This window comes from Streptococcus sp. V728 (assembly GCF_052077995.1).
Taxonomy (GTDB): domain Bacteria; phylum Bacillota; class Bacilli; order Lactobacillales; family Streptococcaceae; genus Streptococcus; species Streptococcus infantis_B.
Map to the genome: position 1 here is coordinate 139,207 of NZ_JBQJJH010000004.1, position 17,515 is coordinate 156,721.

Below are 17,515 nucleotides of genomic sequence, written 5' to 3' on the forward strand. Positions count from 1 at the left end.
TTCTTACTAAAAAAATGTAAAATGTTATAAATATGCACTCGAGAGGAACATATGAGAAAAAGAGAACGTCATCAGCTTATTAAGCGAATGATTACAGAAGAAAAATTAGGCACTCAAAAAGAAATCCAGGATCGTTTGGAAGCTTGTAATGTCTTTGTGACACAGACAACTTTATCTCGTGATTTACGAGAGATTGGCTTAACCAAAGTTAAGAAAAACGATGTTGTCTATTATGTATTAGCAAATGAGACAGAAAAGATTGATTTGGTCGAATTTTTGTCACATCACTTAGAAGGTGTTGCAAGAGCTGAATTCACCTTGGTGCTCCATACAAAACTTGGAGAAGCATCTGTCTTAGCTAATGTAGTAGATTCAAATAAAGATGAATGGATTTTAGGAACGGTTGCAGGAGCGAATACCTTGTTGGTTATCTGTAAAGATCAACATGCAGCTAAAGTTATGGAAGAACGCCTACTAGAGCTAATGGAAGATAGATAAGGTCTTGAGAGCTTCTCTCAGGACTGTTTTTACAAGGAGAGAATGAATGGCTACTGAAAAATTATCACCGGGTATGCAACAGTATGTGGATATCAAAAAGCAATATCCAGATGCTTTTTTGCTTTTTCGTATGGGTGATTTTTATGAGTTATTTTATGAGGATGCAGTCAATGCTGCCCAGATACTAGAAATCTCATTGACCAGTCGTAATAAAAATGCTGAAAATCCTATTCCCATGGCTGGTGTTCCTTACCACTCTGCCCAACAATATATCGATGTTCTAGTGGAGCGTGGCTACAAGGTTGCTATAGCTGAACAGATGGAAGATCCTAAACAGGCTGTCGGTGTGGTCAAGCGTGAAGTTGTCCAGGTTATTACACCAGGTACGGTCGTTGATAGTAGCAAGCCGGATAGTCAAAACAACTTTTTGGTAGCTATTGATCGTGATGGGTCTCAATATGGTGTAGCCTACATGGACCTAGTAACAGGTGATTTTTATGTAACGGGGCTATCAGATTTTTCTCTAGTCTGTGGTGAAATCCGCAATCTCAAAGCGAGAGAAGTGGTGATTGGTTATGACTTGCCTGAAGTAGAAGAGCAGATTCTCAGTCGTCAAATGAATCTAGTTCTTTCCTACGAACAGGGAACTTATGAAGACCTACATCTATTAGATTCAGGATTGGCTCCTGTTGAGCAAGCAGCTAGCAGTAAACTCCTCCAATATGTTCATCGGACTCAGATGAGAGAGTTGAATCACTTAAAACCTGTTATCCGCTATGAAATCAAGGATTTCTTGCAGATGGATTATGCGACCAAGGCTAGTCTGGATCTGGTTGAAAATGCTCGCTCAGGTAAGAAACAAGGCAGTCTTTTCTGGTTGTTAGATGAAACCAAGACTGCCATGGGGATGCGTCTTCTACGTTCTTGGATTCAACGTCCTTTGATTGATAAGGAACGTATCCTTGAACGTCAGGAAGTTGTGCAAGTGTTTCTGGATTATTTCTTTGAGCGCAGTGATTTGACAGAAAGCCTCAAGGGAGTCTACGATATCGAGCGTTTGGCTAGTCGTGTTTCTTTTGGGAAAAGCAACCCCAAAGATCTCTTGCAGCTAGCGACTACTCTAGCCAGTGTTCCTCGGATTCGAGCGATTTTGGAGGGAATGGAGCAACCAGCTCTAGCCTATCTAATTGAACAGCTGGACGCTATTCCTGAGTTGGAGAGTTTGATTAGTGCAGCCATTGCTCCTGAGGCTCCTCACGTGATTACCGAGGGTGGCATTATTCGAACTGGCTTTGACGAGACCTTGGACAAATACCGTCGTGTTCTCAGAGAAGGGACTAGTTGGATTGCTGAGATTGAGGCCAAGGAAAGAGAAAATTCTGGTATCCATACGCTCAAGATTGATTACAATAAAAAGGACGGCTACTATTTCCATGTGACCAATTCGCAGCTAGGCAACGTACCAGCCCACTTTTTCCGCAAGGCTACGCTGAAAAACTCTGAGCGTTTTGGAACAGAGGAGTTGGCGCGTATCGAGGGTGAAATGCTAGAGGCGCGTGAGAAATCGGCTAATCTTGAATATGAAATTTTTATGCGTATCCGTGAAGAGGTTGGTAAGTATATTCAACGTCTGCAAGCCCTAGCCCAAGGGATTGCGACTGTTGATGCCTTACAAGGACTAGCAGTGGTAGCTGAAAATCAACACCTGATTCGCCCAGAGTTTGGGCAAGACTCTAGCATAGATATCCAAAAAGGTCGTCATGCCGTCGTTGAAAAGGTCATGGGAGCCCAAACCTATATTCCTAATAGTATCCAGATGGATGAAGACACCAGCATCCAACTGATCACAGGACCTAATATGAGCGGGAAGTCAACCTATATGCGCCAGTTGGCGATAACAGCAGTCATGGCGCAGATGGGATCTTATGTCCCTGCAGAAAGTGCTCGTTTGCCAATCTTTGATGCAATTTTTACCCGTATTGGGGCGGCAGATGACTTGGTTTCAGGCCAATCTACCTTTATGGTAGAGATGATGGAAGCCAATAATGCCATTTCTCATGCGACAAAGGATTCCTTGATTCTCTTTGATGAACTTGGTCGGGGAACCGCAACTTATGATGGGATGGCTTTAGCCCAGTCTATCATCGAGTACATCCATGAACATATCGGTGCTAAGACTCTCTTTGCGACGCACTACCATGAATTAACCAGTCTGGAGACTAGTCTGGAACATCTGGTAAATGTTCACGTGGCTACGCTTGAGCAGAATGGTCAAGTTACTTTCCTTCATAAGATTGAACCAGGCCCAGCAGACAAATCATACGGTATTCACGTTGCTAAGATTGCAGGTTTGCCAGCAGACTTACTAGCAAGGGCAGATGCTATTTTAACTCAACTAGAAAGCCAAGGTCAGGAAAGTCCAATTCCTACCAAACAAAATACTGTCAATGAACAAATGTCACTCTTTGATGAAAAAGAAGAAAATCCAATCCTGACAGAATTGGTGAATATAGATGTTTACAATATAACACCTATGCAAGCCATGAATCTCTTGTTAGAGCTGAAACAAAAATTATAAGCAAAAACCCACTCAGTCCTGTGAGTGGGTTTTTAGCTATTATTTTTTATGAGCCAATAGTTGATTGATGTCTGCAACTTTTTTAGATTCTCTCTTGTAGAGAACAATCCAGATGATGAGGTAGACGATTGCAAACTCTGGGATGAGCTGAAGGATGAAAGTCCAGTGAAGCGGGAACCAACCAGCTAAGATTGCTAGAGGGACGAAACCTAGCAACATAAGGAAGAAGTGAGTGACAGTAGCTCGAAGGAGACTCCAGTCTTGGGCAAAGAGACGACCGCCAAAACTAAAGAGGACTCCAATTGCTGCCCAAATAAGCAGACAGTAAAGTAAGACGAGTGATCCATGCACCTGATGTTGGGTCATGAATTGACCGATCAAAGAGTTGGGGCTGAGAGGTGTGTAGTTACTTGGTGAGTGGATAAACGAAAAGATAATAGATAGGATGAGGCCGATGAGGATACCAGTTGTGGAATCGTGAAATACTTGTTTTTTCATAGTTCTAATTTCTCCTTAATAGCTTTGAGGTAACGGCGAGATGAGTAGGTAAAACTGTCGTTTTTGAGATAGATTTCAATCAAGCCGTTAGAGGTTAGTTTAAGATGACTGATAGCGTCAATGTTGACAATTTCAGATTGGGAAATTTGGATAAAGGAAGCAGGTAAGATTTCAACTGCTTGGTAGAGACGAATGTCGAGAGCATAGGTTCGACCGTCCGTTTCAGCTAGTACTTTACGGTTTTCAATGTAAATCCGTTGAATCTTTTGAATTTCGATAAGAAAAACCTGATCTTGAAATTTTCCTTTAAGAGTTTCTTTTTGATCTAGTGATTGAACAAAGTCTTTAACTTTTTGAACTCTTGGAGATAAGTTTGGTGCCTCTATGATGATTTGTTCTTCGGCGTATTGTTGATCAATGTCAAGTCTGACTTTCATAATTTCTCCTTTTTCAAGTTGTAATAGAGATCTCTTGCTTACAAAACTATTAAACACCATTTTTTAGACAATTACAAGGCAATTTGACTATATGGTCGGATACAGAGTCTATGTGGTTTGTAATAAATCAAAGATAGTGGAAGTCGAAAAATAAGAAGAAATGTATTGACAAAGATAGAAATAACGTGGTACAATAACAGACGGTACTTTTTACTTTTGGTCTCTCAAAAGTGTACAGGGACGTGCTGACAAATGTTGCAAAAGTACACACAGATGATAGCTGTCACCAAGTGTATCATCACCAAAAATAAAAAAACACAGGAGAATGTAGATGCCTACAATTAACCAATTGGTTCGCAAACCGCGTAAATCAAAAGTAGAAAAATCTAAATCACCAGCTTTGAACGTTGGTTACAACAGTCATAAAAAAGTTCAAACAAACGTTTCTTCACCACAAAAACGTGGTGTTGCAACTCGTGTTGGAACAATGACACCTAAAAAACCTAACTCTGCCCTTCGTAAATTTGCTCGTGTACGTTTGAGCAACCTTATCGAAGTTACTGCCTACATCCCAGGTATCGGACACAACTTGCAAGAGCACAGCGTGGTACTTCTTCGCGGTGGACGTGTAAAAGACCTTCCAGGGGTACGTTACCATATCGTCCGTGGTGCACTTGATACTGCAGGTGTTAACGATCGTAAACAAGGCCGTTCTAAATACGGTACTAAACGTCCAAAAGCATAAGGAAAGGGGATAAAGAGAAATGAGTCGTAAAAATAGAGCTCCAAAACGTGACGTATTGCCAGATCCGCTTTACAATTCACAATTAGTTACTCGTCTTATCAACCGCGTTATGCTTGATGGTAAACGTGGTACAGCTGCTTCAATCGTTTACGGTGCTTTTGAGCAAATCAAAGAAGCTACTGGTAACGATGCACTTGAAGTATTTGAAACAGCTATGGAAAACATCATGCCTGTACTTGAAGTACGTGCACGTCGTGTTGGTGGATCAAACTACCAAGTCCCAGTTGAAGTTCGTCCAGAACGTCGTACAACACTTGGACTTCGTTGGTTGGTAACAATCGCTCGTCTTCGTGGTGAACACACAATGCAAGACCGTCTTGCAAAAGAAATCTTGGATGCTGCTAACAACACTGGTGCAGCAGTTAAGAAACGTGAAGACACTCACCGTATGGCTGAAGCTAACCGTGCCTTCGCACACTTCCGTTGGTAATAAAATGATACCAAGAGCGGTAAAGGCCCAAGGCAAAAATAGGAAACTGATGCAGTGTTCCGTGAACACAAAGCAGTTTATCTTTTTTGCACCGTGCCTCGCTCGGGTTCAAATCAGTTAACTCGAGCTTTTAGCTCAAGTTCAACTCAACTTATCTACAAGTTGGAACCAACAAAAAAACAAGATAAACACTGAGAACGGGTAGGTCCTGCCTATCCGTTTTTATTAAATCGTGTTATAATAGAATAGAAATAAAAAATAATAGGAGAAACAAACCTCATGGCACGCGAATTTTCACTTGAAAAAACTCGTAATATCGGTATCATGGCTCACGTCGATGCTGGTAAAACAACTACAACTGAGCGTATCCTTTACTACACTGGTAAAATCCACAAAATCGGTGAAACTCACGAAGGTGCGTCACAAATGGACTGGATGGAGCAAGAGCAAGAACGTGGTATCACTATCACATCTGCTGCGACAACAGCTCAATGGAACAACCACCGCGTAAACATCATCGACACACCAGGACACGTGGACTTCACAATCGAAGTACAACGTTCTCTTCGTGTATTGGACGGTGCGGTTACAGTTCTTGACTCACAATCAGGTGTTGAGCCTCAAACTGAAACAGTTTGGCGTCAAGCAACTGAGTACGGAGTTCCACGTATCGTATTTGCCAACAAAATGGACAAAATCGGTGCTGACTTCCTTTACTCAGTAAGCACACTTCACGATCGTCTTCAAGCGAACGCACACCCAATTCAATTGCCAATCGGATCTGAAGATGACTTCCGTGGTATCATCGACTTGATCAAGATGAAAGCTGAAATCTATACTAACGACCTTGGTACAGATATCCTTGAAGAAGATATTCCAGCTGAATACCTTGACCAAGCTCAAGAATACCGTGAAAAATTGGTTGAAGCAGTTGCTGAAACTGACGAAGACTTGATGATGAAATACCTTGAAGGTGAAGAAATCACTAACGAAGAATTGAAAGCTGCTATCCGTAAAGCAACTATCAACGTTGAATTCTTCCCAGTATTGTGTGGTTCTGCCTTCAAGAACAAAGGTGTTCAATTGATGCTTGATGCGGTTATCGACTACCTTCCAAGCCCACTTGATATCCCAGCGATCAAAGGTATCAACCCAGATACAGATGAAGAAGAAACTCGTCCAGCATCTGACGAAGAGCCATTCGCTGCTCTTGCCTTCAAGATCATGACTGACCCATTCGTAGGTCGTTTGACATTCTTCCGTGTTTACTCAGGTGTTCTTCAATCAGGTTCTTATGTATTGAACACTTCTAAAGGTAAACGTGAACGTATCGGACGTATCCTTCAAATGCACGCTAACAGCCGTCAAGAAATCGACACTGTTTACTCAGGTGATATCGCTGCTGCCGTTGGTTTGAAAGATACTACAACTGGTGACTCATTGACAGATGAAAAAGCGAAAATCATCCTTGAGTCAATCAACGTTCCAGAACCAGTTATCCAATTGATGGTTGAGCCAAAATCTAAAGCAGACCAAGACAAGATGGGTATCGCCCTTCAAAAATTGGCTGAAGAAGATCCAACATTCCGCGTTGAAACAAACGTTGAAACTGGTGAAACAGTTATCTCTGGTATGGGTGAGCTTCACCTTGACGTCCTTGTTGACCGTATGCGTCGTGAGTTCAAAGTTGAAGCGAACGTAGGTGCTCCTCAAGTATCTTACCGTGAAACATTCCGCGCTCCTACTCAAGCACGTGGATTCTTCAAACGTCAGTCTGGTGGTAAAGGTCAATTCGGTGATGTATGGATTGAATTTACTCCAAACGAAGAAGGTAAAGGATTCGAATTCGAAAACGCAATCGTCGGTGGTGTGGTTCCTCGTGAATTTATCCCAGCGGTTGAAAAAGGTTTGGTAGAATCTATGGCTAACGGTGTTCTTGCTGGTTACCCAATGGTTGACGTTAAAGCTAAGCTTTACGATGGTTCATACCACGATGTCGACTCATCTGAAACTGCCTTCAAGATCGCTGCATCTCTTGCACTTAAAGAAGCTGCTAAGACTGCACAACCAGCTATCCTTGAACCAATGATGCTTGTAACAATCACTGTTCCAGAAGAAAACCTTGGTGATGTTATGGGTCACGTAACTGCTCGTCGTGGACGTGTAGATGGTATGGAAGCACACGGTAACAGCCAAATCGTTCGTGCTTACGTTCCACTTGCTGAAATGTTCGGTTACGCAACAGTTCTTCGTTCTGCATCACAAGGACGTGGTACATTCATGATGGTATTCGACCACTACGAAGATGTACCTAAGTCAGTACAAGAAGAAATCATTAAGAAAAACAAAGGTGAAGATTAATTCACCGTCACACTAAAAAGAAGTCACTTTGTGGCTTCTTTTTCTGTTTGGTAGAAATAGCTAAAATTGCTTCAAATATGGTAAAATAGAAGGAGTATATTGTGAGGAAAATGGATGTCAACCACTTTTGAAATTTTAATGAATCAGTTGGGAATCCCCGCTGAGATAAGAAATCATGAAGCCTTCTCCCAGGCAGAAATTGAACAAGTTATTGTACACAAACAAAGTAAAATTTGGGAGTTTCGCTTTGTCTTTGAGAATATCCTGCCTTTTGAACTTTTTTTAGCGTTGAAGAAAGGTCTGAAAGAAGAGTTTTCAAAAACAGGAAATCAAGCAACCTTTGAGATAAAAACTCGCCATCAAGACTTTGCAAAAGAGCTTCTACAAACCTACTATCGGGAGGCTTTTTCAGATGGGCCTTGTTCTAGCCAAGGATTTCGGACTATGTATCAGGATTTTCAAGTTCGATTTGAGAATGATCAGTTGATTATTGAAGCTTCTGAAGCAGCAGATACAGAACATTTTAGAAAAAACCACCTACCAAATCTCAGTAAACAGCTGGAACTTTTTGGCTTTCCTAAATTCAGTTGTGTTTTAGAGAAAAATGAAGATTTGACCAAGGAAGAGCAAGAAGCTTTCCATTCGGAAAATCAAATGATTGTTCAGGCTGCCAATGAAGAAACTCTTCGGACTATGGAACAGTTGGAACAGATGGCGCCACCACCTCCAGTAGAGGACAAGCCTGTCTTTGATTTTCAAGCTAAGAAGGCAGCTGCCAAGCCAAAACTAGACAAGGCAGAAATTACTCCAATGATTGAGGTCAATACTGAGGAGAACCGTTTGGTATTTGAAGGAGTTGTCTTTGATGTTGAGCAGAAGGTGACTAGAACAGGTCGTGTTTTGGTTAACTTCAAGATGACCGACTATACTTCTAGTTTCTCTATGCAAAAATGGGTTAAAAATGAAGAAGAAGCTCAGAAATTTGACATGATCAAGAAAAACTCTTGGCTTCGTGTTCGTGGGAATGTTGAAATGAATAATTTCACGCGAGACTTGACCATGAATGTGCAAGATGTGCAGGAAGTTGTCCACTATGAGCGTAAGGATCTGATGCCAGAGGGAGAACGTCGGGTTGAGTTCCACGCACATACCAATATGTCGACTATGGATGCTCTACCTGAAGTTGAAGAACTCGTTGCGAAAGCAGCCAAATGGGGACACAAGGCAGTAGCAATCACAGACCACGGGAATGTTCAATCCTTCCCTCATGGTTATAAGGCAGCTAAGAAAGCTGGCATCCAGCTAATCTATGGGATGGAAGCCAATATCGTTGAAGACCGTGTTCCTATCGTCTATAACGAAGTGGAGATGGACCTTTCTGAAGCTACTTATGTAGTCTTTGACGTGGAAACGACTGGTCTATCTGCTATTTATAATGACTTGATTCAGGTGGCAGCTTCCAAGATGTATAAGGGCAATATCATCGCTGAATTTGATGAATTTATCAATCCTGGGCATCCCTTATCAGCCTTTACAACTGAATTGACAGGAATTACGGATGACCATGTAAAAAATGCCAAACCCTTGGTTCAAGTTTTAAAAGAGTTCCAAGAATTTTGTAAGGATACCGTTCTTGTCGCCCACAATGCCACCTTTGACGTTGGCTTTATGAATGCTAACTACGAGCGTCATGGACTTCCAAAAATTAGCCAACCTGTCATTGATACGTTAGAATTCGCTAGAAATCTCTATCCTGAATACAAGCGCCACGGTCTAGGACCTTTGACTAAGCGTTTTGGTGTTGCCCTAGAACACCATCACATGGCCAATTATGATGCGGAAGCAACTGGCCGTCTGCTCTTTATCTTTATCAAGGAAGTGGCAGAAAAACATGGTGTGACAGATTTAGCTAGATTGAATATTGATTTAATCAGTCCGGACTCTTATAAAAAAGCTCGCGTCAAGCATGCAACTATCTATGTAAAAAATCAAGTGGGCTTGAAAAATATCTTTAAGCTGGTTTCTCTCTCAAATACCCAGTATTTTGAAGGAGTACCACGGATTCCACGTACAGTACTAGATGCCCATCGAGAAGGGTTAATCTTGGGTTCTGCTTGTACGGAAGGAGAAGTCTTTGATGCAGTTGTATCACAAGGTGTAGATGCAGCAGTCGAAGTTGCTAAATACTATGACTTTATCGAGGTGATGCCTCCAGCTGTCTATGCACCTCTGATTGCTAAAGAGCAGGTCAAGGACATGGAAGAACTCCACACCATTATCAAGAGTTTGATAAAGGTTGGAGAGCGCCTTGGGAAACCCGTTCTGGCAACAGGAAATGTCCACTATCTCGAACCTGAGGATGAAATTTATCGAGAGATTATCGTGCGAAGTCTAGGTCAGGGTGCCATGATTAACCGAACGATCGGTCATGGAGAAGCTGCTCAACCAGCTCCGCTACCAAAGGCGCATTTTAGAACAACCAATGAAATGTTGGATGAGTTTGCCTTTCTAGGGGAAGACTTGGCTCGCAAGATTGTTATTGAAAATACCAATGCCTTGGCAGAAATCTTTGAACCTGTGGAGGTTGTAAAGGGTGATTTATACACGCCTTTCATTGACAAAGCTGAAGAAACAGTTGCCGAGTTAACCTATAAAAAAGCCTTTGAAATCTATGGAAATCCACTGCCTGATATCGTTGATCTACGGATTGAAAAGGAATTGACCTCTATCTTGGGGAATGGTTTCGCCGTGATTTATCTGGCTTCGCAGATGCTAGTGCACCGTTCCAATGAACGAGGTTACTTGGTTGGTTCCCGTGGGTCTGTTGGTTCTAGTTTCGTTGCGACCATGATTGGGATTACCGAGGTCAATCCGCTCTCTCCTCACTATGTCTGTGGTCAGTGTCAGTACAGTGAGTTTATCACAGATGGTTCTTACGGTTCAGGATTTGATATGCCAGATAAAGACTGTCCAAACTGTGGATACAAGCTCAGCAAGAATGGACAGGACATTCCTTTCGAGACCTTCCTTGGTTTTGACGGGGATAAGGTTCCCGATATCGATTTGAACTTCTCAGGGGAGGACCAGCCGAGTGCCCACTTGGATGTTCGTGATATCTTTGGGGAAGAATATGCCTTCCGTGCAGGAACGGTTGGTACGGTGGCTGCTAAAACAGCCTATGGATTTGTCAAGGGTTACGAGCGTGACTATGGCAAGTTCTACCGTGAAGCCGAAGTAGAGCGCCTAGCCCAAGGAGCTGCCGGTGTTAAACGGACGACTGGTCAGCACCCAGGGGGAATCGTTGTTATCCCAAACTATATGGATGTCTATGACTTTACTCCAGTGCAGTATCCTGCAGATGATGTGACTGCTGAATGGCAAACCACTCACTTTAACTTCCACGATATCGATGAGAACGTCCTCAAGCTCGATGTTCTTGGTCATGATGATCCGACCATGATTCGCAAGCTCCAGGACTTATCAGGCATTGATCCAAATGATATCCCTATGGATGATCCTGGTGTCATGGCCCTCTTCTCGGGTACAGATATCCTGGGAGTGACACCTGAACAAATCGGGACTTCAACTGGTATGCTTGGAATTCCAGAGTTTGGGACCAACTTTGTTCGCGGAATGGTGGATGAAACCCATCCGACGACCTTTGCCGAGTTGCTACAGCTTTCTGGATTGTCTCACGGTACCGACGTATGGTTGGGGAATGCCCAGGACTTGATTAAGGCTGGAATTGCGGACCTGTCAACCGTTATCGGATGTCGGGATGATATCATGGTTTACCTCATGCACGCTGGCCTAGATCCAAAGATGGCCTTTACCATCATGGAACGTGTACGTAAGGGAATGTGGCTCAAAATCTCAGAAGAAGAGCGCAACGGTTATATCGAAGCCATGAAGGCTAATAATGTCCCTGAATGGTATATCGAATCTTGTGGGAAAATCAAGTACATGTTCCCTAAAGCCCACGCGGCTGCCTACGTTATGATGGCCCTTCGTGTGGCCTACTTCAAGGTTCACCATCCGATTTATTATTACTGTGCTTACTTCTCCATCCGTGCCAAGGCTTTTGATATCAAGACCATGGGTGCAGGCTTGGATGCTATCAAACGCAAGATGCAAGAAATTGCTGAAAAGCGCAAGAACAATGAAGCTTCTAACGTAGAAATTGACCTCTATACAACGCTTGAAATCGTTAATGAGATGTGGGAACGTGGTTTCAAATTTGGGAAACTGGATCTCTATCGCAGTGATGCGACTGAATTTATCATCGACGGAGACACCCTCATCCCACCGTTTGTCGCTATGGATGGTCTAGGAGAGAACGTTGCCAAGCAACTGGTTCGTGCTCGTCAAGAGGGAGAATTCCTCTCTAAAACAGAACTCCGCAAGCGTGGTGGACTTTCCTCAACTTTAGTTGAAAAGATGGATGAAATGGGGATTCTCGGCAATATGCCAGAGGACAACCAGCTGAGTTTGTTTGATGATTTGTTTTAAAATAATAGATGGACAATTTTTGTCCATCTATTTTAGTATACTTATAGTATAATAAAGAAAGAGATTTAAATGATGAACAATACAGGCTTAAATAATAAATATCAATTTGAAAATTTTGTAGAAAAAGATGGTAATGATTTATCAAAGAAAGGAGCCTTAGCAGTAGTAGAGAATCTAGGATTAAAATATAATCCACTTTATATTTATGGAAAAAAAGGTTCAGGGAAAACACATCTCCTTCAAGCAATTGGAAATAAGGTTCTTGAGAATAATCCAGAAAAGCGAGTAAAATATATTTCTGCCGAAAACTTATTAGAAAATGAGCTAGAAATCCAAAAAGTTAGAAGTGAGCAGTTTGATCTCCTAATAGTAGATGATATTCAGATATTGGGGGAAAAGGATATTTTTATTCAAGAAAAATTCTTTAATCTTTTTAATTCTCTACATGTTAAGGATAAGCAAATTGTTTTATCTAGTGACTCTGAACCAGATCAATTGAAAAATGTTCAATCTCGTTTGATTGTGCGTTTTAAGTGGGGAATGACAGTGTGTCTAACATCAATTGAAGAATAAAAAGGACTGCAGATGAATGATCAAGAAAGACTACTAACGATTTTTTTACGATTACAGTTTGGGACTCCGTTAGGAAAAAAGCAATTAGCTCAGGAATTTATGGTTAGTGAAAAGACGATACAGAGAGATTTTTCGCTACTGCGTTATATCTTATCTAGTTGCCACAATTATAGTGGAGATTTGATTTATAGTCGTAAGACGAATCAGTACTGTTTATCAAGTAAGTCAATTTTTTCTAAAAAAGATATTCTAGTTATTTCAAAGATTTTATTAGAAAATCGAGCACTGAATAAACCAGAAATTGATAGCTTACTAAAAAATTTACTTGCCTTAGTTCCTCGTGATGACCAGAAAGAAATTGAGCAGATCATTGGCAGTGAAAAACTTAACTATACTCCCTTAACGGATCAACAAGATAGAATAGAGAAAATTTGGAATTTATCGGAGGCTATTCTACATGAACAGGTCTTAGACATTATCTATCAAAAATCTTATTCTGAATCTTCTAAGAAGCAGACGGTTTTACCTGTCTCTCTTTACTATAATAGTCATTATTTCTATTTGGTTGTTTACCAGTTGAAACATGCTACTTATATTACTTTAAGAGTAGACCGTATCCAGTCCTGGTCTTATAGTGATATAGAGAAACCCTCTATTTCTTATCGAGATAAATTTAGAGATGGAGACATTCGTAACGAGAGAGTAGACGCTTTTATCGGGAAGAAAATCAGTATTGAAATCGAGTATTTGTACGATCCGACGATTGTGATGGATCAATTTCCAAATGCAAAAATAGTTGGGAAAAATGGAGATTGGACTCATTTTAAGTTTGAAAGTCAGCATACACCGGGTCTTAAACGCTGGTTGCTGGGACAAGGGGAAGCAGTTACTGTTTTGTCTCCTCGGACTTTAGTAGAGGATATGAAGCGGACAGTTCGAGAAATGATAGATAAATATAGATGAGGATAAAATGAGTATTCAATATACTTCTAAAAAAGTTGGAGAACTATGGATAAATGATTTTTATTCAAACGTTATCAATCTTAAATGAACAAAAGTCATAATTACAAGATGCAGTAACTGATTGATTTAATTGTTCATTTTCTAAGTTCGGAAGAATGTTACACTATCTTTTCAGGAGTAGGACAGAACGAAATTTGCTAAAAATCGTACTATTTTACTCCTGTAATTATATACTGGTATTCTCAAATATAGAAAATTTATTGTAGTTGGTCTTAAATTGAGAAAAATAATATTATGTTCTACATAGACAATATTGATTTTACAATTTTTATATGCTATACTACCTCTAATGATTAATATATAATTAATAAAGAAGTAGAAAGGTGATGGAGATATGACTGAATGGATTGTTATTGATCAGTTTGGCAATATGATTGCACAAGGATTTTGGACAAAGGAAGCAGCAGAACAGTATTCAAAAAATATTCCTAATACAAGTGTTATTCAAAAGAATTAGCCACTCTTAACTACAGATTCATATGAATTTGTAGTTTTTTTAAAATACTATAAAGGCGGATGAAATGGAAATTCAATTTACTTCTAAAAAGGTTGGAGAGATATTGAAAGAAGGAAATTTGCGGATTCCTTCTTATCAAAGGCCTTATAAATGGAATAGAAAGCATATCCGTAATCTTTTTTATGATTTGCGAGATGCTATGGGAAAAAAAGAATATCAAGTTGGCTCCGTTATCTTGCATGAGAATGGTGGATACTTAGATATTGTAGATGGGCAACAACGGCTAATTTCTATTTCTTTATTTCTTCATTTATTAGAGAAATTAAAGGACTATAAAGGTGCTAATCAACTGCTAAGTGCTGAATTTGGAGAGATATCTTGCTATCATGCGAGTGAAAATTATAACGAGTGGGGAAATTTAACTCAATTGGTTGGTGAAAATCAGGCAAAAGATATCTGCAACTTTCTATTGGAAAATTGTTCTGTCTCCGTGATAACTATGCCACAGGAACGATTATCAGAAGCTTTTCAACTATTTGATTCCCAAAATAATCGTGGAAAATCTTTAGAACCTCATGATTTGCTCAAAGCCTATCATCTTCGCAAACAAGATTCAGAAGATGAGAAACTTGTTGAGAAATGGGAGCAGTTTGTGGAAGATAATGATTTAAGTCTGAAAGATCTATTTGATAAGCATCTTTTTCGTATGAGACGATGGTCTAGGGGAGAAACAGGACTAACCAATAGGCGTTATGGTACTTATTTGCGTTTTACAGAAGATTTTATTGATGATTTTAAAGGTGTTGATTTAAGTCAGAATTTTCCATACCTAGAATTATATCGTCATATTGAAAACTTCCCTATGTCAATAACTATGCCAATCATTGATGGAAGTAAATTTTTTGAGTATATTGAATCCGTCCATAAGACTATTAAAGAACATAAGAATTTTTTACATGAAAAGTTAGGTTTTTCTGATGAGACTGATAGGGAAGAGAATAGTTCAGATTATCCAGAAGGTATGTCGAAAATTTACAATAGTTCAAAAGGACGCTATCTAAAGTGTCATAATTTGTTTCTAAATATTTGTTCGCTTTTTGCAGAGAGATTTGGGAAAGAAGAATTATCAAAAGAAATAGTAGAGACTTTGTTTATTTGGGCTTACTACCCCCGTGTAAAGTCTCGTGCTATATATGATGCTACTGTAGGGAACTATGCTGCAGGAGGAAAATTCAGACAAAAAGAGATTCAAAAGCTATTCCAACTATTAGCACATGCTGTGACTCCTAATGATTTCATGGTCAAGATAGATAGAGAATTATTTGAAAATTATACTGTGGAACAAATTATAGAAGAGGAAAAAGATAAATGGTAGAAACACATATATGCTTATCAGTTAATCGTTTGCTAAATGAAGAGACCTATGCTATTCCTCTTTATCAGAGAAATTTTTCCTGGACTTATGATGAGATCGCACAATTATTGAACGATGTAGCAGATGCTTTTCAAGAAAAGAGAGACAGAGACAATTACTATATTGGAACATTAGTCGTTAATGAAGAGAATGGTATTTTCAAAATTATAGATGGTCAACAACGAACCACAGCCCTTAACTTAATTGCTTTGGTTTTGAAAAATGAGTTTGATTGTGACAGATTAGAGGCGGTTCGTTTAACTTTCCCAGCTCGGAGGAAATCAAATGAAAATATTCAAAAACTATTTACTAAGAAAAAAATTTCTGAGGACGATGAAAATGAATTAACTAGAGGGTACAGACATGCTAAAGATGCAATAGAAAATGTGCTAGGAGAGCGTCAACTTGATACTCAGTCTTTCGTTGATTATCTTTTTAATAAAGTCATCATTTTTCGGAGTATACTTCCTAAAGATTTGGATTTGAATCTTTATTTTGAACGTTTTAACTCTCGAGGTGAGCAACTAGAAGCTCATGAAATTCTTAAGGCGCAAATGATGGCTAAGTTTGGTAAAGATCAAGAAATGGCACAAAAATTTGCGAGAATATGGGATGCTTGCGCAGACTTTGATAAGCCGGTAATCAATGCATTTACAAAAAAAGCAAAGAAAAAGCATTCTGATGCAGAAAGAGAAAAAATCTTTCCTTTGAATTGGATTAAAGGAAATCATTATCAAAATAGTTTCCTTTTAAATATTGATGAGTCTTTAAGCCAAATAGAAGTTCAATCAAGTAATAAGAAGTCTTTATTATCTAGTATAGGAAATAAAGAATCTACAACAGTTAAAGTAGTATCACATACGAATGAAGTGGAAAAATACAGAACGATTATAAACTTTGAAACATTTTTATATTTCGTTTATTATATAACATTTGGTAATGTATCCTCTTCTGATATACAGCTTGATGATAAGAAATTATTAGAAACATTTGAAAATATAACTAGTGTTAATACAAGTGTAGAGGATGTTACATTATTTATTAGAAATTTATTGAAATTAAAATTTATATTTGATAATTTGATTGTACGAATGTCACAAGAGACTAATAATAGAAGACAAGAAAATGATTGGTTTCTGCAGAAAGTTTATCGAAATGATTATAATAACAAAGCTAGAGGAGATTTGTTTGTTCAATATTATTATGATAAAAATTCTTTTGAAAAGTTCAATGATGATATTTTAATGCTCCAATCCATGTTTGCTGTGACCTTTACTGCTAATCGTGATAGTCGTTGGTTATATGAGATTTTACAATTTCTCTTCAACAATATTGAAGAGTTAAATCAAGTAGGATTTGCTAGTCAGTTTAAGGATTTTCTTGAAAAAATGGCAGTGAGATATGCTGAGGAAAGATTGTTTACTGAGGATAGAAGAATTAAGAAATATGGTGCAATTCCTGTTTATGCTTTTAACTTTGTAGATTATGTTTTATGGAAAAATCGTGAAGAATTAAAGAAAGCATACGATGTTAAGTTTGAAGATTTCAAATTTGCATATCGTCGTTCTATAGAGCATTGGTTTCCACAACATCTAAATAGTGATGAAAGAGTTGAAAAAATTGATGATAAATTTTTGCACTCCTTTGGGAATCTCTGTATCATTACAGATAGTCAAAATTCGAAGTTTGGAAATTTAGTTCCAAGTGCAAAATATAAACAGTGGGAAGGAATTTTCAATCGCCAGAGTTTAAAATTACAGATGATGGCAGATGTAACGGTAAAGAATGATAAATGGGGTATTTGTGAGATTCAATCTATGGAAAAAGAAGTGGAAAGATATGTACACGACTTTTGTGATAGTTAAATAAAAACAAGCTTTACTAGGCTTGTTTTTAAATTTACATCATATGTGATATACTAGTAACGGAGGA

13 protein-coding genes are annotated in these 17,515 nt (G+C 39.1%); 11 read left to right on the plus strand and 2 right to left on the minus strand.

Going from position 1 to position 17,515, the window contains the following annotated elements:
- Window positions 1–51 precede the first annotated feature (51 nt).
- Together argR and mutS are read left to right on the plus strand one after the other, a co-directional pair.
- Window positions 52–498: an arginine repressor gene (argR, locus tag ACTO1Y_RS07335; RefSeq protein ID WP_016466273.1), complete on the plus strand. Its 447-nt coding sequence runs from the start codon at window positions 52–54 to the stop codon at window positions 496–498.
- Between the two features lie 46 nt (window positions 499–544).
- Window positions 545–3,076, plus strand: coding sequence for a DNA mismatch repair protein MutS (mutS, locus tag ACTO1Y_RS07340; RefSeq protein ID WP_373113823.1), 2,532 nt, complete (start codon window positions 545–547; stop codon window positions 3,074–3,076).
- 39 nt (window positions 3,077–3,115) lie between these two features.
- Here the strand turns inward: mutS and ACTO1Y_RS07345 are convergent, their stop codons facing one another.
- Window positions 3,116–3,574, minus strand: coding sequence for a DUF3021 domain-containing protein (locus ACTO1Y_RS07345; RefSeq protein WP_373113822.1), 459 nt, complete (start codon window positions 3,572–3,574; stop codon window positions 3,116–3,118).
- Window positions 3,571–4,011 (minus strand): LytTR family DNA-binding domain-containing protein, encoded by a 441-nt coding sequence (locus ACTO1Y_RS07350; RefSeq protein ID WP_441348802.1) that lies wholly within the window; start codon window positions 4,009–4,011, stop codon window positions 3,571–3,573. Before ACTO1Y_RS07350 ends, ACTO1Y_RS07345 begins: the two co-directional genes overlap by 4 nt.
- Before the next feature lie 331 nt (window positions 4,012–4,342).
- Between ACTO1Y_RS07350 and rpsL the strand changes: the two genes are divergently transcribed.
- From rpsL to ACTO1Y_RS07395, 9 genes are all read left to right on the plus strand, one after another.
- The gene (rpsL, locus tag ACTO1Y_RS07355; RefSeq protein WP_001142332.1) at window positions 4,343–4,756 is read left to right on the plus strand and encodes a 30S ribosomal protein S12; all 414 of its coding nucleotides are present in this window, start codon (window positions 4,343–4,345) and stop codon (window positions 4,754–4,756) included.
- 19 nt (window positions 4,757–4,775) lie between these two features.
- Window positions 4,776–5,246 carry a 30S ribosomal protein S7 gene (rpsG, locus tag ACTO1Y_RS07360; protein ID WP_000087873.1) on the plus strand — a complete coding sequence of 157 codons (471 nt, stop codon included), beginning with the start codon at window positions 4,776–4,778 and terminating at the stop codon, window positions 5,244–5,246.
- A gap of 279 nt (window positions 5,247–5,525) precedes the next feature.
- Window positions 5,526–7,607: an elongation factor G gene (gene fusA, locus ACTO1Y_RS07365; RefSeq protein ID WP_006150857.1), complete on the plus strand. Its 2,082-nt coding sequence runs from the start codon at window positions 5,526–5,528 to the stop codon at window positions 7,605–7,607.
- 114 nt (window positions 7,608–7,721) lie between these two features.
- Complete coding sequence (locus ACTO1Y_RS07370; protein WP_441348803.1) at window positions 7,722–12,116, plus strand: PolC-type DNA polymerase III; 4,395 nt, start codon at window positions 7,722–7,724, stop codon at window positions 12,114–12,116.
- A 69-nt stretch (window positions 12,117–12,185) separates the two neighbouring features.
- Complete coding sequence (locus ACTO1Y_RS07375) at window positions 12,186–12,689, plus strand: DnaA ATPase domain-containing protein (protein ID WP_441348804.1); 504 nt, start codon at window positions 12,186–12,188, stop codon at window positions 12,687–12,689.
- Between the two features lie 12 nt (window positions 12,690–12,701).
- On the plus strand, window positions 12,702–13,652 hold the full coding sequence (locus ACTO1Y_RS07380; RefSeq protein WP_441348805.1) for a helix-turn-helix transcriptional regulator: 951 nt from the start codon (window positions 12,702–12,704) through the stop codon (window positions 13,650–13,652).
- A gap of 394 nt (window positions 13,653–14,046) precedes the next feature.
- On the plus strand, window positions 14,047–14,169 hold the full coding sequence (locus ACTO1Y_RS07385; RefSeq protein WP_257375148.1) for a hypothetical protein: 123 nt from the start codon (window positions 14,047–14,049) through the stop codon (window positions 14,167–14,169).
- A 64-nt stretch (window positions 14,170–14,233) separates the two neighbouring features.
- On the plus strand, window positions 14,234–15,544 hold the full coding sequence (locus ACTO1Y_RS07390; protein ID WP_441348806.1) for a DUF262 domain-containing protein: 1,311 nt from the start codon (window positions 14,234–14,236) through the stop codon (window positions 15,542–15,544).
- Complete coding sequence (locus ACTO1Y_RS07395; RefSeq protein ID WP_441348807.1) at window positions 15,538–17,448, plus strand: GmrSD restriction endonuclease domain-containing protein; 1,911 nt, start codon at window positions 15,538–15,540, stop codon at window positions 17,446–17,448. The genes ACTO1Y_RS07390 and ACTO1Y_RS07395 overlap by 7 nt, the downstream gene beginning before the upstream one ends.
- Window positions 17,449–17,515 lie beyond the last annotated feature (67 nt).